Origin of the sequence: Acinetobacter sp. YH12134 (genome assembly GCF_013418555.1) — a bacterium.
GTDB lineage: Bacteria > Pseudomonadota > Gammaproteobacteria > Pseudomonadales > Moraxellaceae > Acinetobacter > Acinetobacter indicus.
In genome coordinates, this window is sequence record NZ_VPBT01000002.1 from 156826 (window position 1) to 181724 (window position 24899).

Here is a 24899-nt window from a genome sequence, read left to right on the forward strand (position 1 = left end):
AGGCAAAAACCACATCTGGCGACATCACTTGTCATAAAGTTCCGGCAGATGGGTCCTGTTTTAAGCGGCTGTTCAGCCATTGAATAAACTGTTCCGCAATATTGACCAGCAACTGTTCGGCTTTATGATTGTTCGGATATTCCAGCTGATCAAAGCGCAGCTGTCCATCAAGCAGATGACAACCCAGCGTTAAGGACTGGCGATAACACGGCGATGACATATGAAAAGCCACATATTCGCCTTCAATAATTTTCTGGCTATAACTCACCGCCAGACAATGATGAAAACTGCGCGACTCCTGAATAATCCGGTCCAGACTGTTCAGTTCCTCAAAGCACCAGCCCAGATACTGGGTTCTGCCTTGTAGCGATACGGGCGGCCAGTGGCTGACGTTTAACTGTTTTTTCAGCTTAGCCAGAATTTCGGCTTTATGTACTTCATGATGCCAGCGCACCGCACGCTGAAAAATACTGCTCCAGCTGACATTTTTCGGGGTGTAATTTTTTTCATTAAAATAATCGACCAGATAATCGCGCACATAAGCATCAAACACCGATTCACGCACCGGCCCGGCCTTTAAATAAAACAGCTGCCGGAATTGCTCCAGCGTCAACTGATGACGGCGTAAACAGTGCATAAAGTCACGCGATTGCTGACTCTCCGGATGAATAAACTGCATTAATTCAGCCGGCAGTTCTGCCGTGACCTTATGCAGATGCAGCATATAGGCCTGCATCACCCGGCTTAAACGTGCATAAACCTGTTTCACCTGCAGTTCATCCTGTGCCGCAACAATCGCCAGCAAATTCATCCATTCATCTAAATACAAAATAGACGGGCTGATGCTAATTCGCGGGTCTTCCAGTGACTGGCGCTGGCCTTTTTGCACCACCCGAGAATTATGCTGATGTTCAAACCATTGATGTTGCAGCGCAAAATGATCACAGCTCTGAATAAACAGCCGCGCCGAGGCATACTGGAAATACTGCAAGGTGGCCAGAATAATGCGTGGATGAATCTGGCTGCAATCGACAAAACTTAGCGCCACCACCGCCACGCGGACACTGGAATGATGAATATTGTCACTGAGCCAGTCCAGCACCAGTTTCGATTGCCGAAACAGCCAGTTGACTGCACGTGGATAATCAAACAGTGGCAAGCGCGCAACTTTGGTCTGCCAGATGCGGGTATTTTTTTCCAGAAAATGCCGCTTGGCCAGAATATTATCTTCGGCCCAGACCGCGCGGTTCATAATCCGCACAAAGCCCAATAAATGACTCTGCTCTACCGCGGGTCGATACAACAGTCGAATATCGTCCTGATGATCGATTAAATCCTGTAAATTAAATCGCTCTGGAAATGAGATACTTAAAATACGATACATGGCTTTAGGTAGAAATTCTGCTGCACTAAAACAAAAATCATCATAACTTAGCATCAGTGCTTGCACTGGCAAAAAGGTTTCACCCTCTACAAATTCCAAAGCGCATAGTGTCGATAAAGCAGTTAAAACATCTTCAGGAATCGGCTGCCCTTGCTGCACAAATTTGGTCAATACTGGTTGATACTGATCGTCTACCTGCATTAATGCCTGATCTAAAATTTGCGCCTGCATAGCATCTAAATGCAACAACAATTGCTTAACCCGTGCTGCACCATCTACCCAAAGATAAACTTGCTGCAGAATCAATTGCCGCAATTGCTGCGCCTGCTTACGCAAAAATAAGGAATGCTGCGGTTTTAAATCCCCTGTCAAAAAATGCAGATCATGTAAGAAAAAATCTTCAAACGCTTCTTGCTGTTGCCGCGCAAATTCAAAGTGGGTTTCTATTAAATTTGTATGCGATTTTGGCGAATAAAATTCAAGGCTAAACAGACCATTCAACAATTCGACCCGATGCTGCAAAGGATCAATTCGAAACATATTTTGTGCTGTAAAATGCCCAACCAGATCCATTTGATCTTGATAGATTTCTGCGGCCACACTGGAAATACGAACCAATTGCTGTGCAACGGCATGCAACTGGCTATGCTGGCGACTTGGCTGCATATACGCTCCTCATGCTTAAGTGCGGTCTATCTAAGTGTCATCTTATTTTTATTTGATTACACCGAATAGACCCATCACGTGATACATCCCTATTTTTTGTTTTTTATTTCCCATCCGCAAAAAGTGGACAATTCTTCAATCTAGCTTAAGCTACTTATTAATTGAATTACACTTTAAATATGTGTGTGCTGTATTCACACCTTAAAATTAGAGATACAAAAAATACTATAAACAAGATTTGTGCTCTTGCCTATAGACTGCGCACTACTTCAGATAATAAAACAAATTAAAAATCCATAATTTTCAAGTGATTATTTTACACTCTTTGATCAGCAACTAGGGTTGGTATTTGGTAGGTAGGATTTCACAACAAAGCAATGGATACTCAAATTACGGTTCAACACCGCGATAACAACACATTATTCCAATATCCAATGCAAGAAGGAATCTGAGCATGGCTTTTAAAAATATTGCAGATCAAACCAACGGTTTTTATATTCCTTGTGTGTCACTCTTCGGCCCTGGTTGTGCCAAAGAAATTGGCGTAAGAGCACAAAATTTAGGCGCCAAAAAAGCCCTAATTGTGACTGATGAAGGACTGTTTAAATTTGGCGTTGCCGATACCATTGCAGGCTACCTCACCGAAGCAGGCGTTGCCAGCCATATCTTTGCTGGTGCAGAGCCAAATCCGACCGATATTAACGTGCATAACGGTGTCGATGCCTACAATGCCAATCACTGCGACTTCATTGTGTCCTTAGGTGGTGGTTCTTCCCACGACTGTGCCAAAGGCATTGGCTTAGTGACCGCAGGTGGTGGGCATATTCGTGATTATGAAGGCATTGATAAAAGTACCGTGCCAATGACCCCACTGATTGCCATTAACACCACTGCAGGTACAGCTTCGGAAATGACCCGTTTCTGTATTATTACCAACACTGACACGCACGTTAAAATGGCAATTGTCGATTGGCGCTGTACACCACTCATCGCCATTGATGATCCAAAACTCATGATTGCCAAACCTGCAGGTTTAACCGCAGCAACAGGCATGGATGCCTTAACCCATGCTGTAGAAGCCTACGTTTCAACCGCAGCCAATCCTATTACCGATGCCTGTGCTGAAAAAGCTATCCGTATGATTAGTCAGTGGCTCAGCCCTGCCGTGGCAAATGGTGAAAATATTGAAGCGCGTGATGCCATGAGCTATGCGCAATATTTGGCAGGTATGGCATTTAACAATGCCTCATTGGGCTATGTGCATGCCATGGCGCATCAACTCGGTGGTTTCTACAACTTGCCGCACGGCGTCTGTAATGCAATTTTATTGCCGCATGTTTGCGAATTTAACCTGATTGCCTGCCCTGAGCGTTATGCAGATATTGCAGAATTGATGGGAGTCAATACTGACGGATTAACCACCACAGAAGCCGCCTATGCCGCGATTGATGCAATTCGTGAACTATCTAGCTCGATTGGTATTCCAACAGGTTTAGCAGAGTTAGGCGTGAAAGAAAATGACTTGGCTATTATGGCTGAAAATGCACAAAAAGATGCCTGCATGCTCACCAACCCACGTAAAGCCAATCATGCACAAGTGGTCGAAATTTTTAAAGCCGCGATGTAATTTGAATCTCCTGCTGAGTGAATCACGATTTGCTCAGCATCTCCCATTTTTTTTCAATTTTCCTCTGTTGCTGTTTTATTTTTATCCTTCCCTTTGGCAGAACCATCTCAGATGCGTTCTGCTTTTTTTTTGCTGTTTAGAACAAAATGAACTCGCAGCATAAAACTAAAGCGATGTAGATGCAGAGGGTTTGCATAATTCAATTTGACAAATGCGCACAGCTCATCAAGGATATAGTCAAAATAAAATGGATGACGAACACCTTATGCTGTTAAGCAAAAAACAAAAAACAACACCAAGCTATCAACCCGATATTTTGGGTGCCGATTACCAACAAATGACGCTGGATTTTCCTTCGGATTATGAAGGCAAAGTCATTTCTACCTTGGTACGCAAAAAAGCCGAACAGGAAACCCGTAAAGCCGTACTTTATATTCATGGTTTTATTGACTATTTTTTTCAAACAGAAATGGCAGACCAGTTTAATCAGCACGGTTATGACTTTTATGCCCTAGATTTACGTAAATATGGGCGTTCGCATTTGTCACATCAACATTGGTACAATGTGCGCAGCTTGTCTGAATATGATGCAGAAATTTCCGCTGCACTTGAGCAAATTGCCACAGAAGAACATGACTCGGTAATTTTGGCGGGACATTCAACAGGTGGATTAATCACCACGTTATATGTGGCACATCATCCCAATCATCCACTGATTCGTGGTTTATGGTGCAACAGCCCTTTTTATGATTTCAATATGAGCGAGATTGAGAAAAAATTCGGCATTCCTCGTTTGAGCCAATTGGGCAAATTGCTGCCAGAAATGAAATTTCCAAGCCGCCTTAACCCATTTTATGTACCAAGTCTACACAAACAATATCATGGTGAATGGTTATTTAATTTGGAATGGAAGAAACCGCGTTATCCAAAAGTGCGATTAAGTTTTGTACGTGCAATTCATGAAGCGCAAAAAGAAATTCATGCCAGTGTGCATTTAGGTGTACCCACCTTAATTATGCATGCGAGTCAAAGTAGTTATCCACGCCAATGGAATGAGATTGCGCAACGCACTGACGTAATTTTAGATGTTGCAGATATGCAAAAATATGGACATCACATGCATGGCGATATTCAGCTTTGCCAAATTGAAAATGGCGTGCATGATTTGGTACTTTCTGCGCCCGAAGTCCGTGCGGAAGTGTATCAGTCCTTGTTTGACTGGTTAAACCGCAAGGGGCTATAAAACTAAAAACTAGAACTAAAGGAAGTGAATTAACGGCTAAATGACTTGATGCATCCCTTAAGCTGTGTATTTTAATAAAATTTGATGTGCAGGATGCCCCTTGGGCATCAATTCAATTAAACGCTCCACTGCGTCAATCGCTTCAGGGCTGCGTGCCAAATGTTTTAGCAATACATCGGTATCTTGTGCATTAAAAATGGCATCACTCAGGCGAGATTCTAAGCAATCTCGCCATGCACATAAAAATGGACTTTCAGTTTTCGCCAAAAATACTCCTGCACACGTTTGTAAGGCAGACTGCACATAACCAGCATCTAAAGCCTGCTCGGCTTGTAAAAAATCGGCTTCTATATGCGCCAAAATTCGGTAAGGACGCGAACCAAGCATCCCGCCTAGAATATCACGTAATTGAGACATCTCAGCTTTTAGCGTGCCCATACTGACTTTACGCTCACCATATAGAGCTTGGTGTAAAGTATCTAAACTCATGCCTTGTGGACAAAGTGCTAAAATCACCAATATTTCAATTTGACGCGGTGTCATCACCACCACTTTGCCATTAAATAACACTTGTGGCACGCGAAACGCGCGAATATAAAGCTGCTGTTTTTGCTGATCAAGCAGTGCATTTTGAATCAAAGAAGCACAGCGTTCTGCTGCCAACATCCCCAAACTGTTATGGTTTTTCCAAGTAGTCGATAAATCAATTACGCCCAATACTTGTTTGGAATAAGGGTCTAAAATAGGCGCTGCATAACAAACCCAGTCATGTAATGATGACATATAGTGTTCACTGGAAAACACACAACTTGCTTGCTGAGTTTTAAGTGACAAAGCCAAAGCATTGGTGCCTACCAACTCCTCACGCCACTGCCCGCCCTCTACAAAATGCACCTGTTCCGCCACATTACGCATTTGCGCGCTCGCTGCCGTCCAAATAATTGTACTGCCCACATCGCCCACGGCTGCAACCATGTCGGACTGCTGTGCGATATGTCTTAAATCCTCTGCACAGTTTTGCACAGCACGTTGTAAGGCCGAACTACCATGTGTATGCGTTAGACTATAATTTAACGGGGCTGCCAACCTATTAACAGGAATTTCAGCAATTTGAGAGCGTTGCCAAGATTTTAAAATACTCTGCTGAATTTGCTGCGCATGCAGCGGCGATAAACTGCTACTTTGTCTAAACTGTTCAATATGCTGCCTTTTTTCCAATAGGTCTTGTTTTTTCATCATTATTGACTCTCACAATCCTGTGGGCATTACATCCATTGTACTGCTTACTTTTGTAAGGATTTGTTCGCTGCTTGTAAACCTGCAGCTTTCCAACCTTTTTCCAACCTTATATTGGTATGCTAAACAAATAACGTACTAAAGTACCTTATACCTTAGCCGTAAATTTAACCTGATTTTAGACACAGGATTGTGCTAAACGGTAAAGATGACGGCAGATTATAAAAAACCATCAAAGGAAGAGAGTTATGCGTTACGTAGATCCCAATCAACCCGGTTCAAAAGTTCAATTTAAAGCACAATACGAAAACTTTATTGGTGGCGAGTGGGTCGCCCCTGTAAAAGGCGAATACTTTGAAAATATCTCTCCTGTGGACGGCAAAGTATTTACCAAAGTCCCACGCTCATCGGCAGAAGACATTGAACTGGCTTTAGATGCAGCCCATAAAGCCAAAGCACAATGGAACAGTTCATCTCCAACGACACGTTCTAATATTTTGTTAAAAATTGCAGATCGTTTAGAACAAAATCTAGAATTATTGGCAGTGGCAGAAACATGGGATAATGGTAAGCCTGTTCGGGAAACATTGGCTGCCGACATTCCATTGGCGATTGACCATTTCCGTTATTTTGCAGGCTGTATTCGTGCCCAAGAAGGCGGAATTTCTGAAATTGATGAAGATACCATTGCCTATCACTTTCATGAGCCGTTGGGCGTTGTGGGGCAAATTATTCCATGGAACTTCCCAATTTTAATGGCAACATGGAAACTTGCACCTGCTTTGGCTGCGGGTAACTGTATCGTACTTAAACCTGCAGAACAAACCCCTGCCAGCATTTTAGTTTTGGTTGAACTGATTCAAGATTTATTGCCAGCAGGCGTATTAAACGTAGTCAATGGTTACGGTGTAGAAGTGGGTCGCCCATTGGCAACCAATCCACGTATTGCCAAAATTGCATTCACAGGTTCGACCCAGGTCGGTCAATTGATCATGCAATACGCCACTGAAAACATCATTCCAGTGACTTTGGAGCTTGGTGGTAAATCTCCAAATATTTTCTTTGAAGATATTATGGCGCAAGATGACGACTACTTAGACAAAGCACTCGAAGGCTTTGCTATGTTTGCGCTGAATCAGGGTGAAATTTGTACTTGTCCATCACGTGCGCTCGTACAGGAAAGTATTGCTGACCGTTTCCTTGAAAAAGCCATCGAACGTGTTAAACGTATTAAAACAGGTCACCCGCTTGATACTGAAACTATGATTGGTGCGCAGGCTTCCCAGGAACAGCAGGATAAAATTCTGGGCTGCATTGCCACCGGCCGTGCCGAAGGTGCCGAAGTCCTCACAGGTGGTGAAGCACGTCATGAAGTTGGTCAAGGTTTTTATATCGAGCCGACCATCTTTAAAGGCCGCAATGACATGAAGATTTTCCAGGAAGAAATTTTCGGGCCGGTGCTGTCTGTCACCACCTTTAAAGACTTTGATGACGCAATTCGCATCGCCAATGACACCATTTATGGTTTAGGCGCAGGCGTCTGGTCGCGTTCTGCACACACCTCTTACCGTGCCGGTCGTGCCATTCAGGCGGGTCGGGTCTGGACCAACTGTTATCACATTTACCCGGCACATGCCGCTTTCGGTGGCTATAAAAAATCCGGGATTGGCCGTGAAAACCACAAGATGATGCTGGATCATTATCAGCAAACCAAAAACCTGCTGGTCAGCTATTCAACCAAACCAGCCGGTTTCTTCTAAAGACTTCGTCTTTAGGATTCCAACAGCGTTGAAGTTACTGTTTCAACCTGCGCCCGATGTATTTGCATCGGGCGTTTTTATTGCAACATGGAATGCTCTGACTTTCGCAGCACGCTCTTTCAGCGTTGTATAAACCGGGAGATCAAGTTAAAAATCTATCCTTTATTCATACGCTACGCTTTAGTTCGAGTGTATTTCACGTTACATTAAATCTCCCTTTCAGCCTGAAGTATCTGCCATGTTCGATTTACCCGACACTGTCTATACCATTCAACATCTTGCGTTTGAAGACCTCGGCGCGTGGGAAGATGTCCTGTATGAACAAGGTTTACGGGTACGGTATTTTGAAGCTGGTGTGGAAAATCTAGAAAAGGCGTTTGCGCATGAAGGATTAGTGATTATTTTGGGTGGCCCAATTGGCATTTATGAAACCACAGACTACCCTTTCTTACAACAAGAAATAGACTTACTAAAAGTACGTTTAGAGAGGAATTTACCCACTATTGGTATTTGTTTGGGTGCACAGCTCATTGCTCATGCCTTGGGTGCCAAAGTCTATGCTGGCCATGCCAAAGAAATTGGCTGGAGCCGCCTCAGTCTGGCAGATGCAGCGCATAACCCACTGGCGGCATTAGCCAACACACCGGTCTTGCATTGGCACGGCGATACTTTTGATTTACCAGCACAGGCTGAATTACTGGCCAGCTCCGACTTGTATCCGAATCAGGCATTCCGGGTCGGACCACATATTCTGGCACTACAGTTTCATGCTGAAGTTACAGCAGACAGTTTAGAAAAATGGCTGATTGGCCATACCTGTGAATTACGTCAGGCCCAGATTGATATTCCCACCTTACGCGCCGCTCATCAGCAATACGCGCCGCAACTGCAACAGGTTAGCGCGACGGTTCTTGGTCAGTTTCTAGCCGGCTTAAAATCTCAAAGCTGACCGGAAAGCTTTAAATTGTCCTTACATTTATCATCGTCATAAAAAAAGCACCCTGAAGCGGGTGCTTTTTGTGCTGTTCTTGCGATTATTTTTTCGCAGCAACAGAAGCTTCAGTGGTGATGTTTACAGTAATTTTATCACCTACATTTGGTACAAAACCGGCGATACCAAATGCTGAACGGTCAAATGACGTGGTGGCATTAAAACCAACAGTTGCCGCTTTGGTCATTGGATGTGGACCTTGTTTGTTCAGTACCGCATCCAGAACTACAGGTTTCGTTACACCTTTCACAGTTAAATCACCTGTGATTTTAAAGTTCTTTTTGTCCTGAGTTTCAACTTTGGTACTTTTGAAAGTAATAGTTGGATATTTTGCTGCATCAAACCAGTCTGCTGCCATTAAGTGCTCATCCAGCGCTTTGACGTTGGTGTTCAGGCTGTTTAATGGAATAGTCACGTTGACAGATGATTTTTCTGGCTGTTTCTCATCAACATTAATGGTACCTTGAATGTTAGAGAAGTTACCTGATGGCGTAGAGAAACCGAAGTGATCCCAGCTAAATACAGTTGCCGTATGGGTCGGGTCAATTTGATACGCCACTGGTTTTGCCAACGCAGCTGTTGCTACTGAAGTGACCGCCAAACCAAGTACAAGTGCTTTAAAGTTCATGCTTTTATCTCGCTTTTTGAATGCTTATTAGTGTATAGATTTCTTGTTAGAGTTCATTGCTACAGATAAAACGTTCTGTTGCAGCAATGAAACGATTAACGCATGGATGCCGTTACAGACTTTGTTTATATTGAATAAATCCGGTCTTGTGTGCCACTTTATCATACAATATTTGTGCAGTTTGATTGGCTTCTTGTGTCAGCCAGTAAACCCGGTCGCACTGGCGTTTTTTGGCTTCCATATAGACCTGTTCAATCAGTAATCTGGCCACACCCTGCCCGCGATAATCGGGGTGGGTAAATAAATCCTGCAAATAGGCATAAGGCTTGAATGTCCAGCAGCTGTCATGTTCAATCACATGTACAAAGCCGACCATCTGCTGTTCAAGCAGGGCTGCAAAACCATACATATGCGCAGACTCGGCTGATGTCAGACGCTGCCAGGTATGGGCACTCAGTTCATCTGATAACTTGGTTTGATAAAAGGCCTGATAACCGACCCAAAGTGCTTGCCATTGCGGCTGACTGGTCTGTGCCAAAGGCACAATACTGATTGCTGTCATGTGGGTCTTCTTTTATATCATTCAGCCTTTTAAACTAGCATAAAAAAACGCCCCATTCGGAGCGTCTTTTTTGAAATTTCTAAGCGATTAAGCCGTCAGTTCTTTCACCGCAGCAACTACTGCTTCCGTGGTAATACCAAAGTGCTGGAACAAATCTTTGGCTGGTGCAGATTCGCCGTAAGTGGTCATACCAATCACGCGGCCGTCCAGACCCACAAATTTCCACCAGTAATCCACATGCGCTGCTTCAACTGCAACACGGGCACGGATATTCGATGGCAGAACTGCTTCACGATACGCCGCATCTTGCTGCATGAATTCTTCAGCACATGGCATAGATACCACACGTACACCTTCAAGCTGTGCATGTGCTTCCATCGCCAAGGCCACTTCAGAACCGGTCGCAATGATGATTGCTTTCAATTCCCCTTTTTCTTCAGCCAGCACATAACCACCTTTGGCTGCGTTTTCAATTTGCGCCTGAGTACGCGCCTGGAATGGCAGGTTTTGACGAGAGAAGATTAACGCAGATGGACCTTCCGCACGGCTTAAAGCAGATTTCCAGGAAATCGCTGCTTCAACCGTATCACATGGACGCCATGTGTTCAGGTTTGGCGTACCACGTAACGATGCAATCTGCTCAATTGGCTGGTGCGTAGGACCATCTTCACCCAGACCGATCGAATCATGGGTATAAACATGAATTACGCGTTGCTTCATTAACGCAGACATACGCACGGCATTACGCGCATATTCCATGAACATTAAGAATGTTGCTACATAAGGAATGAAACCGCCGTGCAGCGCCACACCGTTGGCAATCGCGGTCATACCAAATTCACGTACGCCGTAGTGCACATAGTTACCTGCGGCATTGTCTTGTACGCCCTGGCAACCTTTCCAAAGCGTCAGGTTTGAACCAGCCAGGTCCGCAGAACCACCCAATAATTCAGGTAATAATGGACCAAAAGCCTGTAGCGTATTCTGGCTGGCTTTACGGGTCGCAATGGTTTCTGCTTTCGCGTTCACTTCAGCAATATAGGCATCGGCCTGTGCCAGGAATTCTGCTGGTAATTCACCGCTTAAACGGCGTTTTAATTCAGCCGCTTCTGCAGGATATTTTGCTGCATAGGCAGCAAAAGTAGCATTCCAGGCAGCTTCAGTTTCAGCACCTTTGGTTTTCGCATCCCAAGCAGCATACACATCTTCAGGAATTACAAACGCTTCATCGGTCCAGCCCAGCGCTTCGCGGGTTAACACGATTTCATCATTACCCAGCGGTGCACCGTGGCAATCTTCTTTACCCTGTTTGTTTGGTGAACCTAAACCGATAATGGTTTTACAGATAATAATGGTTGGTTTAGCGGTTTCAGCTTTGGCAGCCACAGTTGCTTCGCGAATAGCATCTGCATCATGACCATCAACTTTCAGCACTTGCCAGCCATAAGACAGGAAGCGCTGTTCAGTGTCATCAGAGAACCAGCCTTCAACTTCACCATCAATTGAAATACCGTTGTCATCATAGTAAACCACCAGTTTACCCAGACCTAAAGTACCGGCCAGTGAACATACTTCGTGAGAAATACCTTCCATCAGGCAGCCATCACCCAGGAAACAGTAGGTGTAATGGTCAACCACTTGCATATCATCTTTATTGAACTGCGCTGCCAGTGTCTTTTCAGCCAGAGCAAAACCAACCGCATTGGCAATACCCTGACCAAGTGGACCAGTGGTGGTTTCAACCCCTGGTGCATAGCCGTATTCCGGGTGACCTGGTGTTTTAGAGTGTAGTTGACGGAATGCTTTTAAATCTTCAATTGAAAGATCATAACCGGTTAAATGTAACAGTGCATAATGCAGCATAGAGCCATGACCATTGGATAAAACAAAACGGTCGCGGTTAGCCCATTGCGGGTTCGTCGGGTTATGATTTAAAAATTCACGCCACACCACGTCAGCGATGTCTGCCATCCCCATCGGCGCACCTGGATGTCCGGAATTTGCTTTTTGCACGGCATCCATAGCCAATACACGAATTGCGTTTGCAATACGACGTTCATTAAGCGGGGTCGTCATAGGTCAGAGTCCAAATAAATCGTTTAATAAAGGAAGATGAATAGGAATTCAAAACACGTCTATTGTCTTAAAAAAAGCGTATGGGGTAAAGCCTCAGCGGTAATTTTTCGGTATTTATTCGTTTGCCTGCGCATTTTCGTACAATTCCTGGCTAGAGGCATGAGAAAATTGAAGTTCTGGCGAATAACCGGGTAGCTCATCCGGATTTTCCCGTTACATAACTGACCTGTTTGGATGGTTTTTTATACAAAAAAGCGCTCATTGTGAAATTCATTCAATTTAATTCAAAACTGCACAATCCTGCTCAACAGTAACAGACTTCATTTTAGAGCATGATGACGACCAAAAGATGACAGACAGCATTTTCCCAAAACTCTAAAAACAATATAATTGGTTGATTCCTAATATAAATTATAAGAATACAGCCGCTTTTAAAATAGTGATTTATTGAATTAAAACTCAAGTTTATCCGGATGATGAATCTATACCGTTTTGGATTTTATATCAGTTTTTTAAATGCCTATATCAGATAAAAAGTCATTGAATTGAAATAAATTCAGCCAATTTGGTCGTATTGAGCTAGTCCTAAAGTCTAACTCGATGTAACATATTGCGTCTTTTGAAATAACTGTGATAGGACTTATGCGCGAGTACGCTGTATTTACCTCGGAATCTGTAAGCGAAGGCCATCCAGATAAAATGGCTGACCAAATCAGTGATGCCATTTTGGATGCAATCTTAAAAGAAGACCCATATGCGCGGGTTGCTTGTGAAACGCTTGTAAAAACCGGTGCGGTCGTACTTGCGGGTGAAATCACAACCACAGCCAATGTGGACTTTGAAGCGATTGTACGTCAAACCGTAAATGGTATTGGCTATCATCATTCTGACCTCGGCTTTGATGGTTCAACCTGTGCCGTGATTAACATGATTGGTAAGCAGTCACCAGAAATTGCCCAAGGTGTAGACCGTCAAAAACCTGAAGATCAGGGTGCCGGCGACCAGGGCTTGATGTTTGGTTATGCCAGCCGTGAAACGGATGTGCTGATGCCTGCGCCAATTTCTTATGCGCATCGCTTAATGGAAAAACAGGCTGAACTGCGTCGTAGCGGTGCCCTGCCTTGGTTACGTCCAGATGCGAAAAGCCAGGTGACTTTTGCCTATGAAAATGGCAAACCGGTACGTTTAGATGCGGTGGTGCTGTCAACCCAGCATGATCCTGAAATTAGTCAAGCACAGCTGAAAGAAGCCGTGATTGAAGAAATCGTGAAAAAGATCATCCCTGCGGACATGTTCCATGCCGACACCAAATTCCACATCAACCCGACCGGGATGTTTGTGATTGGTGGCCCAGTGGGTGACTGTGGTCTGACTGGCCGTAAAATTATTGTAGATACCTACGGTGGTATGGCGCGTCATGGTGGCGGTGCCTTCTCTGGTAAAGACCCATCGAAAGTAGACCGCTCTGCTGCTTATGCCGGTCGTTATGTGGCGAAAAATATTGTCGCTGCTGGCCTGGCAGACAAATGTGAAATTCAGGTGTCTTATGCAATTGGTGTGGCGGAGCCAACTTCAATTTCAATTAACACCTTTAACACCGGTAAAGTGGCTGATGAACTGATTGTTCAGCTAGTTCGTGAACACTTTGACCTGCGTCCATACGGCATTACCCGTATGCTGGACCTGTTACAACCAATGTACAAGCAGACTGCTGCCTACGGTCACTTTGGCCGCGAAGGTTCAGACACTGCCTTTACCTGGGAAAAAACCGACAAAGTCGATATCTTAAAAGCCGCTGCTGGCCTTTAAGCTCTGAAGATATTAAAAGACCCATCCACGTGATGGGTCTTTTATTGTCTGCTTTATCGCAATTCTGGGCAGAAATATCATTTTATAAAAACATAAACTGTTTACAATAAGATGGAACATTTAAAACAGGATGAACATGATGGCGGTAATTCTTCAGGTTGATTTCCCTTCAAATGGCCCTTTTGGCGCAGAAATGGCCACGGCCTATCGCGAGCTGGCAGCCAGTATTAACCAGGAACCAGGTCTCATCTGGAAAATCTGGACCGAAAATAGTGACACCCAGCAGGCTGGCGGGATTTACCTGTTTGATACAAAGCATCATGCAGAACAATATTTACAGATGCACACGGCGCGTCTGCAAAGTTTTGGCATCGACAAGATTCACGGGAAAATTTTTGACATTAATACTGAACTGTCGGTGCTGAATCAGGCCGCTTTTCTGGCGTCATCCCGCTAAACGAAAGTTGAGTTAAGCTCATCAGATTCAAGGAATCCAGTTAGCTGGATTCCTGTTTTAAGACTTCCAATAAAGTCGGCTGTGTCGGGGTTTCCTGATGGTCCTGCAAATAGACATGCACGACTTTAAAAATAACCGCAAAGGCCAGACAACTTAAAATACAGAACATCCAGAAACCATAAGGACTACGAATATTGTGTGAACCGCAATTTGGACATTCTTTTTCTGTTGACGCCACCACTTGATTGCAACATGAGCAATGGTATTGATGGTACAGCATAGGCAGTTCTCCTAATTTACTGTAATTCTTGTTTTTTATTTTTACATCATGCGAAAAACGCTTTTTGTAATATTGTTTTATCTTATGTGAGCCTGTGTAGCATAGCAAGCTCTATTACTGGTGAGTCTATGTAAGCTTAAGTAAACCCTGCCTGCTTTTGTTGACTTTATTTATCTTTTTATGCACGCTTTCAGACACTTAAGCTGCTGCTTTAACACCGTATTCTCTGCCAATAATTTTATCGGACTACTCTTAAGTCAGATGCATCCGGCTGCCCTTTTGTTTAAACTAGCGGACTGAAATACAGGAGGATGAAGATGGTACAACTGATCAAAAAAGGCGGATTACGCGAACGCGCCAACCGCAGCCGCCGTTTTCATGGCTCTGAAAATACCGAAACCACTCTGGCACCAAACCGTTATTCATCTGCCCATAAAAAAGCAGAAACGGCTGTTTCTGCTTTGGTTAGTGAACAGGATCAACCAGATTCTGAATCAGAACATACCGATGGCGTCATAGCCCAGCCACAGGGCAAAAATCAGGAATAAGGCGCCCGATAAAATATCAATATAACTGCCTGAACGCTGGTACACCGCCTTAATTTTCGGCTGTGACAATAACAGCATCAGCAACACAAAGGTCAGGAAGGTTTGCAGCGGAATAATCACTGCCAGCTGTGCTTTTAAATAATCACTGGCCGATGAACTGAGCGCCAATGAAAATACACTGCTAAAATAAATCAGGGTTTTAGGATTAGATAAATTGGTGAACAGGCCCAGTAAAAAATAGTTTTTCTGTGCAGAGCTCTGTGCCTGCACATCCTCCAGTGCACTAGACTGTTTTAAACTGCGTAGTCCGCCACTGAGCATGGCCCAGCCCATTTTCGCCAGAAACAAACCGCCTATCAGCATCAATACCTGCTGAATCCATGGAAACTGCTCGACCAGAACGGTAAAGCCCAGCAGGGTTAAAACCACCCACAGCACAATGCCCAATGAAATTCCGGCAATAATATGAATGGTATTGCGACGTGTGGTCGATGCCGAGCTTTTGGCAATCAGAATAATATCGGGGCCGGGACTAAGCTGTGCCACAAAATGTAAGGCACAAATGGTCAACAGTAAGGACATAACACAGGGAGAAGCTTAAAAAGTCATTTATTATATCGCCCGTTCAAAAATATACGAGCACTGCAAGCATAAAAAAACCGAATCCTTGCAGATCCGGTTTTTCAAATAAAGATGGCTTAGTGTTTATTCACATCTTTCATTTCAATTTTTTTTGCTTCTGGCGTCACTTCGCGCGCTTCACCATCAATAATAGTCGAGTCGCGGCCCGCCTGCTGGTTTTGCATGTCCTGCATCTGACGCATCAGATCGGCGAACGGATTCTGGCCTTGTGCACCACCACCCATGCCATTCATATCGCCCATCATGCCCCCCATCATCTGGTTCATCATGGCTTGCTGACGTTTCATCATCGCTTTCATCATGGCCGCTTTAAAGGCATTTTGTACGCCCGGAATCATAATCAGCACAGCCAGCACATCGGTGATCAGACCTGGAATCAACAGCAGGAAACCTGCAAAGATTTTAGGCAAGTTATTGCTTAATGCCGGATCTGCACTCATTTGTCCCATCTGCATCTGCTGCATTTGTGGCATGATGCCCGCAGAATACTTACGGATCAGATTCATACCAATAAAGAAGGCGGCAATAAACCAGAAGAACACGTACCACATGCTACCGACCAGGTCACCCACGCCGATCCAGACGAATACTTCCAGAATTAAACCAGCCAGAATAATAAGAAATAATTTCATGAAAATTAATCTAATCTCAACAAAATAAATAGAGTGCAGGCATCAACTGCTTAATCAGCATCAAGCTTTTTTTGACACGCTTATGTAACAATATGGGCATTATTCTATTTTTAAAGTGCAGGCCTGTCATTAATATTTTCAATGACAGACCTGAGCTTTATGCTGTAGCACGATAAAAATAAATATAAGCCGCATACGCGAGCAGCAGCCACAGCCCGATAAACACTGCCGCAGCCAGCGTACTGCGCGGCTTTTGACTGGCCGCTTCAGCTTTGTCACGGCAACGCTGCATAATTTCGGCAGGCACCAGACGCATCACCAGCAAAATACCCAAAGGCACCAGAATCAGATCATCCAGATAACCCAGTACCGGAATAAAATCCGGAATCAGGTCAATGGGAGACACTGCATAGGCAGCCACCAGCAACGCCACCAGCTTGGCCAGTAATGGCGTATCAGGATCACGTGCGGCAAACCATACGGCATATACATCGCGTTTAATCTGCTTGGCCCAGTGTTTCAAGCGGTCTATCCAGCCTGACATGATCAATCTCGGTTTGACTGTAGATGTACAGTATAAACCCCGAAACTTAAGCCAAAATGAAGATGCAGCCTTTTTTACCAAGATAACCTATATATTGTCCCTGCTATTTTTAATAGCAGCTCCAGCGAGTTTGAAGCATTGTTGATAGTCTTGAGTATCCGCACCGGTTGCTGCAAATTCCCTCACACAATACCGCTGTAAAATCATATAATTCATTTTGATGTAATTTTTTAAGGCTTGGCATGTCACTGATTATTGGTATCGATCCCGGTTCCCGGCTTACCGGTTACGGCATTATTGAGCGTGATGGCTCAAAATTGCGTTTTGTAGATGCCGGCACCATTCGGACCGAAACCACGGAAATGCCTGAACGCCTGAAACGTATTTTTGGTGGTATTGACCGGATTGTAAAATTTCATGGCCCGACTGAGGCCGCAGTTGAACAGGTTTTTATGGCGCAAAACCCGGACTCGGCACTGAAACTGGGTCAAGCGCGTGGTGCTGCCATTGCCGCACTGACCAATCTGGATTTACAGGTGGCGGAATATACCGCCCGCCAAATCAAGCAGTCTGTGGTCGGCTATGGGGCAGCCGATAAAGAACAGGTGCAGATGATGGTGATGAAGCTGTTAAATTTAAGCATTAAACCGCAAGCTGATGCAGCTGATGCGCTGGCCGCTGCCATCTGCCATGCCCACGCCTCCGGCAGTATGAGCAAAATGGCGGTACTGAATGCCCTGGGTGGTATGGCGCGCGGCCGTAGCCGTTCTAGCAGCAGACGGCGCTAACTGGAAGCCATCTTGATCCCGGTGAGGGGATGTCCAAATCGGGAGTTTCTACTTAACGGATCATCTGGAAATGGGTGTATTCACGTTCTGCCGGATCAAACGGGATGCGCTCAATTTTAGTGACCTGTGCCCGCAATGGTCCAACCAGACTGCGTTTCAGAATTTCCTGAATCTGCATTTCCTCGCCAATAATTTCTGCTTCGACATCACCATTGTCCAGATTTTTGACATAGCCGGTTAGCTGCAGTTCTTGCGCCTGCTGTTCAAACCAGCGGCGATACCCCACGCCCTGCACATTTCCCTGAATAATAATTTTAAGTGCTTGCATCTCTCACCTGTTCACGACCTGATAAATGGCCTGATTCATCTGCTGTGCCTGAAGTCCGCGCATACCGGATTCCGCCAGTACATCTCCAGCTTGCGCATGTAAAGTGACAATCTCATGTAAACTGAGTTCAGTATGATATTGTGCTTTTAAACTGGCGATCATGCCGGACAGAACATCACCCATGCCGCCCGTGCCCATCCCGGCATTGCCGGCAGTACATAGCCAGAGCTGATCTTCCAGAATCAAGCTGCCCGCGCCTTTAAGCACCCACTGGCCGCCATAACGGGCCTGTAATTCCTGAATGGCCTGTAAACGGTTCTGCTCAACCTCCATTGTCGTTAGGCCTAAAAGTTTCGCCGCCTCACCCGGATGTGGCGTTAAATAACTACCTTCAGGTAACTGCTGCGGATGTGCGGCCAGAAACCATAAGGCATCTGCATCGAGTACCCGTTCCAGTTCAGCCTGTAACAGTTTCGGCAACCATAGTGCATATTGACGGGCAGCCCAGTCATCACGTCCAAGTCCCATACCAAAACAGATGGCATCGACCTGCTGTAGCAGCTGTTCAATGGCATTATCCTGCAGAGTGTTAATATCGCGCAGCATGATATTCGGAGCGCGACTTAAAATAGCCGTATGATGTTTGGCATCACAAACCACGGTCACTTTGCCACAACCGGCCGCAAACGCTGCTTCCGCTGCCATGATTACCGCGCCGCCCATATCGGCATGACCGCCGACCACTAGCACATGCCCATAACTGCCCTTATGACCAAAGGCCTGACGTGGCGGCAGCTGAATCTGGGTGGGTACCAATTGAGCGATGGCATGTAATTCGGCATCGGGAGGAATGGCGGCAATCACTTCCACCTGTCCGGCGTAGGCTTTGCCCTTACCGGTAAAGAGTCCGGCTTTTAAACCCAATACGCTATAGGTCAAATCAGCCTGAATTGCGCAAGGTAAAGGCTGACCACAATTGGCATCCAGGCCACTTGGAATATCAATTGCGACTTTCAAGCCGCGCTGCTGATTCATCTGATGAATAATCTGTTGCCACTCAACGCTCAGTTCACGATTCAGGCCAATCCCAAACAGCGCATCAACATAGACCTCATAAGCCTGTTGAAACCGAAAACCGGATTGAATATCTAGGCCAGCCGCTTGGGCCTCGCGTTCAGCCTGCTGCAAATCAGGCGAGGGTCCGAGTTCAGCCGCATAAATATGCACCTGAAAACCGGCCTGCTGTAAATATTTGGCCAGTAGATAGCCATCCCCGGCATTATTGCCCTGCCCGCAGCAAACGGCGACAGATTGATAGTCGTGCTGCTGTAAAACGGGAACGACGCGCTGGGCAATCGACCAGGCCACCTGCTGCATCAGGCCATAAGACGAGTTTTGCCGAGCAAACCAGCGCTGCTCCCATGCTTGAATATCACGGCTATGATAAACTTGTGGATGCATTGTTTTTCCCTTGTTTTGTCATTATGAACTCATCACCTGCCATGCAAAATATTCCGGTCAATCAACTTGATCCCGTCCAGTTAAAAGCATGGATTAAAGCGCAGGCTTTAGCACTGGGCTTTGCTGATTGTGTCATTGCCCGGCCCGATGCTCAAGCAGAATTACCCCGTTTGGAAGCCTATTTAGCGCAAGGTTATCAGGCAGATATGCATTTTCTGGGCGAAAATCTGGAGAAACGTGCCAACCCGGCCTTACTGGTGCCAGGCACCAAAAGCATTATTTGTGTGCGCATGAATTATCTGGTAGATCGGCCTGCGCCACGACACGTGCCAGATGCACCCAATAGCGCCATTATTGCGCGTTATGCCCGCGGCCGCGATTATCATAAAGTCATGCGCGGTCGTCTTAAAACTCTGGCCAGCCTGATTCGGGACAAAATCGGTGATTTTGAATCGCGCCCTTTTGCCGATTCAGCCCCCATCTTTGAAAAATCGCTGGCCGAAAGTGCCGGCATGGGCTGGACCGGTAAACACACCCTGCTCATTCATAAAAAATCCGGCTCATTCTTTGTATTAGGTGAGCTGTTTAGCTCGCTTGAGTTGCCGTTTGATGAACCGGCCACGGCGCACTGCGGTTCCTGTAGCGCCTGTATCGACATCTGCCCAACCAAAGCCATTGTCGAGCCCTATGTGCTGGATGCCGGTAAATGTATTGCCTATTTAACCATTGAATACAAAGGCATTATTCCTGAAGATTTGCGCCGGCCGATTGGCAACCGGGTTTTTGGCTGTGATGACTGCCAGTTAATTTGCCCCTGGAACAGTTTTGCCCAGCTGACTCCGCTGGATGATTTTGCCCCGCGTCATGGGCTAGACCGGATGAGCCTGCTGGAACTCTGGCAATGGGATGAAGCCACCTTCCTGGCCTGCACCGAAGGCAGTCCACTCAGACGGACCGGTTATCAGAGTTTTAAACGCAATATTGCGATTGGTCTGGGCAATGCGCCTTATTCCGCAGATATTATTGCCCAGCTGCAACAGGCCAAAACGCTGCATGATGAGGTGGTGAATGTGCATATCGACTGGGCCATTCAGGAGCAGTTGACCAAATCTGCATAATTTTTCATTTCTTTACCTAAGCTCACAGATCCCCACACAAGCCCTACAGCGCGTGGTACTGAATTGTGGCTCAATAGAGGAATCCAACAGAAAAGATGTTGTCATCAGGAGGAATTTATTATGCAAACGCATCATAAAAACCAACAGCAGCAGAAACAACAGCAAAAGCAGGAACTTGAACAGCAGACTGAACATTTAAAACAGCAACAGCAGCAACCCCAAGGGCCTATTGATAGCCCTAAAAACAACCAGCATGAACAGGATGACCGGATGCTGAATAAACAGCACCGTGCCGATCTGCAAAACCAGAACATGCACGGCAACCATCGTGAATAATGCTGAAGTTCATGTTCCCTCACTCAACAAAGTCCACTTCAGGTGGACTTTGTTTTTGGATTACGTCATATTTTGCTAATGAAGCGCCTGCCGCTTTTGCTTAATATGTAGTATGCAAAATATGGATAATTAGGGACAGACTTATGAGCAGTATGCGTCCGGTACGTAATGATTGGTCTCGTGAAGAAATTGAGGCACTTTATCAGCAACCGTTTTTAGATTTGGTTTTTGAGGCACAGCGCGTACATCGTGAGCATTTTGCCGCCAATACCATTCAGGTCAGTACCTTACTCTCGATTAAAACCGGTAAATGCCCGGAAGACTGCAAGTACTGCTCTCAATCGGCTCATTATGATTCACAGCTGGAAGCTGAAAAACGTATTGCCGTTGAAAAAGTGATTCAGGAAGCCAAGGAAGCGCTGGAATCAGGTTCTTCACGTTTTTGTATGGGCGCAGCGTGGCGCAATCCGCATGAACGCGATATGCCTTATGTACTGGAAATGGTGCGTGAAGTAAAAGCGCTGGGTCTGGAAACCTGTATGACGCTGGGTATGCTGAACCAGTCTCAGGCAGAACGTCTGAAAGATGCTGGCCTGGATTATTACAACCATAACCTCGATACTTCACGCGAATACTATGCCAACATTATTAGTACCCGCAGCTTCGATGACCGTTTAAATACCTTGGAGCATGTGCGTAATGCCGGCATGAAAGTCTGTAGCGGCGGTATTGTCGGTTTAGGTGAAGATACCCAGGATCGGATTGGCCTGTTACATGAACTGGCCACCTTGCCGATTCATCCGGAATCTGTACCGATTAATATGCTGGTCCCAATTGAAGGGACGCCACTGGCCGATGTAGAAAAACTCGATGTCACCGAATGGATTCGTACCATTGCCGTGGCGCGAATTATCATGCCAACCAGTTATATCCGTCTGTCTGCCGGTCGTGAATCTTTATCTGATTCAGATCAGGCCCTGGCTTTTATGGCTGGTGCCAACTCACTGTTCTCGGGTGAAAAGCTGCTAACCACCCCAAATGCCGGTGAAGGTAAAGACCGTCAACTGTTCCAGAAACTGGGACTGGTGGCGGAAAAAGCCAAACCGACCGTTCAGGAACTGTCAGTAGATGCGATGGCGGTTTAATCCGCATCACACGAAAAAGCCCATCTTCTGGATGGGCTTTTTTTTATGAGGTAATTAACAGGCCATAATTGGCATTCAGATACATACCCGGTTTAATCAGATCGGCACCATTGGCATGATAAACCGTGAGTTCCTGCTTGATGACATCAAAATGGAAGGCATCAAAACAGTCCTGATGCTGACACAGCCAGGCCAAGGTATCGCTGAGCTGATCATCTACAATATAGGTCGGGGCATTAAAATCTTTGGCCATGTACACATTCAGTTATAGAGAGATGACAGGATTTTAGCCTGAAACGGCAGTAAATAAAGCAGCTTGCAATGAGATTTAAATATTTAAAGGCGGAGATGAGCCTGCGCGAATGTTGATGCAGTGTATCAACAAAAAGAAGTGAGTCTAGCCCACTTCTTTTTCGAATCCGGTTTGATCCCCTCTATGATTTATTGGCCCCACACTTACGACACTCAATATGCGCACCAATTTCCTCCATTTGCTCATATTCATAAATATGTAAGCAGAAAAAGTTTTTTAATAATTGAAGCATCCTAACACTCCTATTTTTGATTATTTTTCATTCAGCTTCTTGCCGCTTATTTCATCCTGAAACAAGCATAACCAAAATTGGTTATACTCATTTTTTAACACATTTTTTAAAAAGATCAAGTGTTATTTCAAGGACTTCTTTTGAACGTCATTCATCATACTTATTGAAGCTTTTACTCTATATTCAAATAGCTAGCGCATTTTTCGGTTTAATTCTGCACAAAACAGATTTTTTGTAATCCCCTCTTGATTTCATCACGCAAGTGTTTAGGATGAAAAAACAGCCTTTTTCGGCAATGATGCCTCGGAAAAGTAGTCAAGAAACAAGACATTATTTAAACAACAAAAAAATGGAATAAGGATGTCAACATGCTTGGACGTATGATGTATCAACCGTTATTGATTAGCTCGCTGATTGAACATGCAGCACGCTATCATGGCGATACACCCATCATTTCAAAAAATACCGATGGCAGCATGAGCAGCACTGACTGGGCCGCTGTGGCAGAGAATGCCAAACGCTTTGCCAATGCGCTGCAGGCCTTGGGCCTAGAACAGAGTGACCGTGTGGCAACCATTGCCTGGAACAATCATCGTCACCTGGAAAGCTGGTATGCAATTTCCGGGAGTGGTCTGGTCTGCCACACCATTAACCCGCGTCTGTTTCCTGAACAGCTGATTTTTATTATTAATGATGCTCAAGACCGGGTGGTGATTTTTGATAAAACCTTCCTGCCGCTAATTGTCGGGGTAAAACAGCATTTGCCGCAGGTGGAGCATTTTATCTGTCTGGATGCACCGGATGATGCGGTCCGGGAAAAATTGCCTGAAGTTCAGTTTTATGATGATTTGATTGCCGCCCAGTCCAAGACATTTGACTGGCCAGAACTGGATGAGAATATGGCCAGTTCCCTGTGCTACACCTCAGGCACCACCGGTAATCCAAAAGGCGTGCTCTACAGCCACCGTTCCACCTTGCTGCACAGTTATGGCATCAGCCTGCCCGACTCCCTGAATTTATCGGCCAAAGATGTAATGCTGCCGGTGGTTCCAATGTTCCATGTCAATGCCTGGGGCACGCCATATGCTGCGGCGATGGTTGGCTCAACCCTGGTGTTTCCGGGACCAGGGCTGGATGGTGCCAGTCTGGTACAGCTCATTGATAATTATAAAGTGACGGTGGCCTTGGGTGTGCCGACCATCTGGCAAGGTTTACTGGCCGCAGCCAAACAGGCTGGCAGCACGCTGGAAAGTATGAACCGCAATGTTGTTGGTGGCTCGGCCTGCCCGCCGGCGATGCTGAAAACCTTTAAAGAGCAGTATAACTGCGACACCATTCATGCCTGGGGCATGACTGAAACCAGTCCGCTGGGTTCTGCCAACCAGCTCAAAGCCAAGCATGAACTGCTCAGCCCGGAAGAGAAAACCCAGCTACGCCTATCTCAAGGTCGTCCACCATTTGGGGTAGATTTACGTCTGGCTTCTGCAGAAAAAGGCACCGACTTGCTACCACGTGATGGCCAGACCACTGGCAATTTACAGATTAAAGGCCATTGGATTATCGAGCGTTACTTTGGCAAAGAGGAATCTGCCCTGACCAGTGATGGCTGGTTCGATACGGGCGATATTGCCAGCCTGAACAGTGATGGTTTCCTGCACATTAGTGACCGTTCTAAAGACCTGATTAAATCGGGTGGTGAATGGATTTCATCGGTAGAACTGGAAAATCTGGCCATGTGCCATCCGGAAATTGCCATGGCTGCAGTGATTGCCGCCAGCCATCCAAAATGGGATGAACGTCCGGTGGTCATTGCCATGAAAGTGCCGGACAGCCAGCTTACCGAAAACGAACTGCTGGACTACTATGCCGATAAGGTGGCCAAATGGCAGATTCCGGACAAGGTGATTTTTGTTGACAGTATTCCGCTCAGCGGGACCGGCAAAATGCTAAAAAAAGATTTACGCGAACAATATGGTCAGGTGTTGATGGAAGCGCCCGTGTAAATATTGGTCTATGTAAATACAAGATAGAAAAAGCGCTGATAGATTCAGCGCTTTTTTATGGGATTAACAATGCGATATACCTAAGGATCA

At 45.5% G+C, this 24899-nt stretch carries 24 protein-coding genes; 12 read left to right on the plus strand and 12 right to left on the minus strand.

Annotated features, from left to right (window positions below; translation table 11 throughout):
* Window positions 1–31: 31 nt before the first annotated feature.
* A complete protein-coding gene (locus tag FTU69_RS02255; protein WP_180103409.1) occupies window positions 32–2050 on the minus strand; it encodes a hypothetical protein in 2019 nt (672 codons plus the stop codon).
* A gap of 454 nt (window positions 2051–2504) precedes the next feature.
* On the opposite strand from FTU69_RS02255, the gene FTU69_RS02260 reads away from it, so the two are divergent.
* On the plus strand, window positions 2505–3677 hold the full coding sequence (locus FTU69_RS02260; protein ID WP_104491824.1) for an iron-containing alcohol dehydrogenase: 1173 nt from the start codon (window positions 2505–2507) through the stop codon (window positions 3675–3677).
* A 247-nt stretch (window positions 3678–3924) separates the two neighbouring features.
* Entirely contained in the window at window positions 3925–4920 is a 996-nt protein-coding gene (locus FTU69_RS02265) for an alpha/beta hydrolase (protein WP_180103410.1), read from the plus strand.
* A gap of 57 nt (window positions 4921–4977) precedes the next feature.
* Here the strand turns inward: FTU69_RS02265 and FTU69_RS02270 are convergent, their stop codons facing one another.
* On the minus strand, window positions 4978–6159 hold the full coding sequence (locus tag FTU69_RS02270) for a transcriptional regulator (RefSeq protein ID WP_163142049.1): 1182 nt from the start codon (window positions 6157–6159) through the stop codon (window positions 4978–4980).
* Between the two features lie 245 nt (window positions 6160–6404).
* Here FTU69_RS02270 and FTU69_RS02275 point away from each other — a divergent pair, with 245 nt between their 5' ends.
* Both FTU69_RS02275 and FTU69_RS02280 read left to right on the plus strand, forming a co-directional pair.
* Window positions 6405–7916, plus strand: a complete 1512-nt coding sequence (locus FTU69_RS02275) for an aldehyde dehydrogenase family protein (RefSeq protein WP_163142052.1) — start codon at window positions 6405–6407, stop codon at window positions 7914–7916.
* A 238-nt stretch (window positions 7917–8154) separates the two neighbouring features.
* The gene (locus FTU69_RS02280; RefSeq protein ID WP_180103411.1) at window positions 8155–8865 is read left to right on the plus strand and encodes a glutamine amidotransferase; all 711 of its coding nucleotides are present in this window, start codon (window positions 8155–8157) and stop codon (window positions 8863–8865) included.
* A gap of 85 nt (window positions 8866–8950) precedes the next feature.
* Here FTU69_RS02280 and FTU69_RS02285 read toward each other — a convergent pair whose 3' ends face one another.
* From FTU69_RS02285 to tkt, 3 genes are all read right to left on the minus strand, one after another.
* A complete protein-coding gene (locus FTU69_RS02285) occupies window positions 8951–9535 on the minus strand; it encodes a YceI family protein (protein WP_005177424.1) in 585 nt (194 codons plus the stop codon).
* Window positions 9536–9647: 112 nt separating this feature from the next.
* Window positions 9648–10097, minus strand: a complete 450-nt coding sequence (locus tag FTU69_RS02290) for an N-acetyltransferase (RefSeq protein ID WP_005177423.1) — start codon at window positions 10095–10097, stop codon at window positions 9648–9650.
* An 87-nt stretch (window positions 10098–10184) separates the two neighbouring features.
* Entirely contained in the window at window positions 10185–12173 is a 1989-nt protein-coding gene (gene tkt / locus FTU69_RS02295) for a transketolase (protein ID WP_005177422.1), read from the minus strand.
* A 642-nt stretch (window positions 12174–12815) separates the two neighbouring features.
* Between tkt and metK the strand changes: the two genes are divergently transcribed.
* Together metK and FTU69_RS02305 are read left to right on the plus strand one after the other, a co-directional pair.
* Window positions 12816–13982, plus strand: a complete 1167-nt coding sequence (metK, locus tag FTU69_RS02300) for a methionine adenosyltransferase (protein WP_005177421.1) — start codon at window positions 12816–12818, stop codon at window positions 13980–13982.
* Window positions 13983–14121: 139 nt separating this feature from the next.
* Window positions 14122–14439, plus strand: a complete 318-nt coding sequence (locus tag FTU69_RS02305; protein WP_104489002.1) for a monooxygenase — start codon at window positions 14122–14124, stop codon at window positions 14437–14439.
* A 40-nt stretch (window positions 14440–14479) separates the two neighbouring features.
* Here FTU69_RS02305 and FTU69_RS02310 read toward each other — a convergent pair whose 3' ends face one another.
* Window positions 14480–14716 (minus strand): hypothetical protein, encoded by a 237-nt coding sequence (locus FTU69_RS02310; RefSeq protein WP_370459256.1) that lies wholly within the window; start codon window positions 14714–14716, stop codon window positions 14480–14482.
* 320 nt (window positions 14717–15036) lie between these two features.
* Here FTU69_RS02310 and FTU69_RS02315 point away from each other — a divergent pair, with 320 nt between their 5' ends.
* The gene (locus FTU69_RS02315) at window positions 15037–15267 is read left to right on the plus strand and encodes a hypothetical protein (RefSeq protein WP_005177416.1); all 231 of its coding nucleotides are present in this window, start codon (window positions 15037–15039) and stop codon (window positions 15265–15267) included.
* On the opposite strand, the gene FTU69_RS02320 is transcribed toward FTU69_RS02315, so the two are convergent.
* The 3 genes from FTU69_RS02320 to FTU69_RS02330 form a co-directional block, all read right to left on the minus strand.
* On the minus strand, window positions 15214–15849 hold the full coding sequence (locus FTU69_RS02320) for a LysE family transporter (protein WP_005177415.1): 636 nt from the start codon (window positions 15847–15849) through the stop codon (window positions 15214–15216). The two genes, FTU69_RS02315 and FTU69_RS02320, sit on opposite strands and share 54 nt — an antisense overlap.
* Before the next feature lie 116 nt (window positions 15850–15965).
* Window positions 15966–16541, minus strand: a complete 576-nt coding sequence (locus FTU69_RS02325) for an FxsA family protein (protein ID WP_016658253.1) — start codon at window positions 16539–16541, stop codon at window positions 15966–15968.
* A 157-nt stretch (window positions 16542–16698) separates the two neighbouring features.
* A complete protein-coding gene (locus tag FTU69_RS02330; protein WP_180103412.1) occupies window positions 16699–17085 on the minus strand; it encodes a YkvA family protein in 387 nt (128 codons plus the stop codon).
* 242 nt (window positions 17086–17327) lie between these two features.
* On the opposite strand from FTU69_RS02330, the gene ruvC reads away from it, so the two are divergent.
* A complete protein-coding gene (gene ruvC / locus FTU69_RS02335; protein ID WP_045795787.1) occupies window positions 17328–17873 on the plus strand; it encodes a crossover junction endodeoxyribonuclease RuvC in 546 nt (181 codons plus the stop codon).
* 52 nt (window positions 17874–17925) lie between these two features.
* Here the strand turns inward: ruvC and FTU69_RS02340 are convergent, their stop codons facing one another.
* Window positions 17926–18201 (minus strand): acylphosphatase, encoded by a 276-nt coding sequence (locus FTU69_RS02340; RefSeq protein WP_005177399.1) that lies wholly within the window; start codon window positions 18199–18201, stop codon window positions 17926–17928.
* A gap of 3 nt (window positions 18202–18204) precedes the next feature.
* Entirely contained in the window at window positions 18205–19662 is a 1458-nt protein-coding gene (locus FTU69_RS02345) for an NAD(P)H-hydrate dehydratase (protein WP_180103413.1), read from the minus strand.
* 41 nt (window positions 19663–19703) lie between these two features.
* Here FTU69_RS02345 and queG point away from each other — a divergent pair, with 41 nt between their 5' ends.
* The 3 genes from queG to bioB all read left to right on the plus strand — a co-directional run bounded on the left by queG (window position 19704) and on the right by bioB (window position 22261).
* Window positions 19704–20780 carry a tRNA epoxyqueuosine(34) reductase QueG gene (gene queG / locus FTU69_RS02350; protein WP_180036770.1) on the plus strand — a complete coding sequence of 359 codons (1077 nt, stop codon included), beginning with the start codon at window positions 19704–19706 and terminating at the stop codon, window positions 20778–20780.
* Window positions 20781–20900: 120 nt separating this feature from the next.
* A complete protein-coding gene (locus FTU69_RS02355; protein ID WP_005177388.1) occupies window positions 20901–21116 on the plus strand; it encodes a hypothetical protein in 216 nt (71 codons plus the stop codon).
* Window positions 21117–21259: 143 nt separating this feature from the next.
* A complete protein-coding gene (bioB, locus tag FTU69_RS02360; protein WP_016658258.1) occupies window positions 21260–22261 on the plus strand; it encodes a biotin synthase BioB in 1002 nt (333 codons plus the stop codon).
* Window positions 22262–22304: 43 nt separating this feature from the next.
* Here the strand turns inward: bioB and FTU69_RS02365 are convergent, their stop codons facing one another.
* Window positions 22305–22514 (minus strand): hypothetical protein, encoded by a 210-nt coding sequence (locus tag FTU69_RS02365; RefSeq protein WP_075166751.1) that lies wholly within the window; start codon window positions 22512–22514, stop codon window positions 22305–22307.
* A gap of 660 nt (window positions 22515–23174) precedes the next feature.
* On the opposite strand from FTU69_RS02365, the gene FTU69_RS02370 reads away from it, so the two are divergent.
* Window positions 23175–24809, plus strand: coding sequence for a long-chain-fatty-acid--CoA ligase (locus tag FTU69_RS02370; protein ID WP_180088346.1), 1635 nt, complete (start codon window positions 23175–23177; stop codon window positions 24807–24809).
* Window positions 24810–24899: the final 90 nt, after the last annotated feature.

Excerpts from the sequence above, each read along its gene's own strand:
- FTU69_RS02255 (WP_180103409.1), bottom strand. The coding sequence starts at position 2,050 with ATGCAGCCAAGTCGCCAGCATAGCCAGTTGCATGCCGTTGCACAGCAA.
- FTU69_RS02260 (WP_104491824.1), top strand. The coding sequence starts at position 2,505 with ATGGCTTTTAAAAATATTGCAGATCAAACCAACGGTTTTTATATTCCT.
- FTU69_RS02265 (WP_180103410.1), top strand. The coding sequence starts at position 3,925 with ATGGATGACGAACACCTTATGCTGTTAAGCAAAAAACAAAAAACAACA.
- FTU69_RS02270 (WP_163142049.1), bottom strand. The coding sequence starts at position 6,159 with ATGATGAAAAAACAAGACCTATTGGAAAAAAGGCAGCATATTGAACAG.
- FTU69_RS02275 (WP_163142052.1), top strand. The coding sequence starts at position 6,405 with ATGCGTTACGTAGATCCCAATCAACCCGGTTCAAAAGTTCAATTTAAA.
- FTU69_RS02280 (WP_180103411.1), top strand. The coding sequence starts at position 8,155 with ATGTTCGATTTACCCGACACTGTCTATACCATTCAACATCTTGCGTTT.
- FTU69_RS02285 (WP_005177424.1), bottom strand. The coding sequence starts at position 9,535 with ATGAACTTTAAAGCACTTGTACTTGGTTTGGCGGTCACTTCAGTAGCA.
- FTU69_RS02290 (WP_005177423.1), bottom strand. The coding sequence starts at position 10,097 with ATGACAGCAATCAGTATTGTGCCTTTGGCACAGACCAGTCAGCCGCAA.
- tkt (WP_005177422.1), bottom strand. The coding sequence starts at position 12,173 with ATGACGACCCCGCTTAATGAACGTCGTATTGCAAACGCAATTCGTGTA.
- metK (WP_005177421.1), top strand. The coding sequence starts at position 12,816 with ATGCGCGAGTACGCTGTATTTACCTCGGAATCTGTAAGCGAAGGCCAT.
- FTU69_RS02305 (WP_104489002.1), top strand. The coding sequence starts at position 14,122 with ATGGCGGTAATTCTTCAGGTTGATTTCCCTTCAAATGGCCCTTTTGGC.
- FTU69_RS02315 (WP_005177416.1), top strand. The coding sequence starts at position 15,037 with ATGGTACAACTGATCAAAAAAGGCGGATTACGCGAACGCGCCAACCGC.
- FTU69_RS02320 (WP_005177415.1), bottom strand. The coding sequence starts at position 15,849 with ATGTCCTTACTGTTGACCATTTGTGCCTTACATTTTGTGGCACAGCTT.
- FTU69_RS02325 (WP_016658253.1), bottom strand. The coding sequence starts at position 16,541 with ATGAAATTATTTCTTATTATTCTGGCTGGTTTAATTCTGGAAGTATTC.
- FTU69_RS02330 (WP_180103412.1), bottom strand. The coding sequence starts at position 17,085 with ATGTCAGGCTGGATAGACCGCTTGAAACACTGGGCCAAGCAGATTAAA.
- ruvC (WP_045795787.1), top strand. The coding sequence starts at position 17,328 with ATGTCACTGATTATTGGTATCGATCCCGGTTCCCGGCTTACCGGTTAC.
- FTU69_RS02340 (WP_005177399.1), bottom strand. The coding sequence starts at position 18,201 with ATGCAAGCACTTAAAATTATTATTCAGGGAAATGTGCAGGGCGTGGGG.
- FTU69_RS02345 (WP_180103413.1), bottom strand. The coding sequence starts at position 19,662 with ATGCATCCACAAGTTTATCATAGCCGTGATATTCAAGCATGGGAGCAG.
- queG (WP_180036770.1), top strand. The coding sequence starts at position 19,704 with ATGCAAAATATTCCGGTCAATCAACTTGATCCCGTCCAGTTAAAAGCA.
- FTU69_RS02355 (WP_005177388.1), top strand. The coding sequence starts at position 20,901 with ATGCAAACGCATCATAAAAACCAACAGCAGCAGAAACAACAGCAAAAG.
- bioB (WP_016658258.1), top strand. The coding sequence starts at position 21,260 with ATGAGCAGTATGCGTCCGGTACGTAATGATTGGTCTCGTGAAGAAATT.
- FTU69_RS02365 (WP_075166751.1), bottom strand. The coding sequence starts at position 22,514 with ATGGCCAAAGATTTTAATGCCCCGACCTATATTGTAGATGATCAGCTC.
- FTU69_RS02370 (WP_180088346.1), top strand. The coding sequence starts at position 23,175 with ATGCTTGGACGTATGATGTATCAACCGTTATTGATTAGCTCGCTGATT.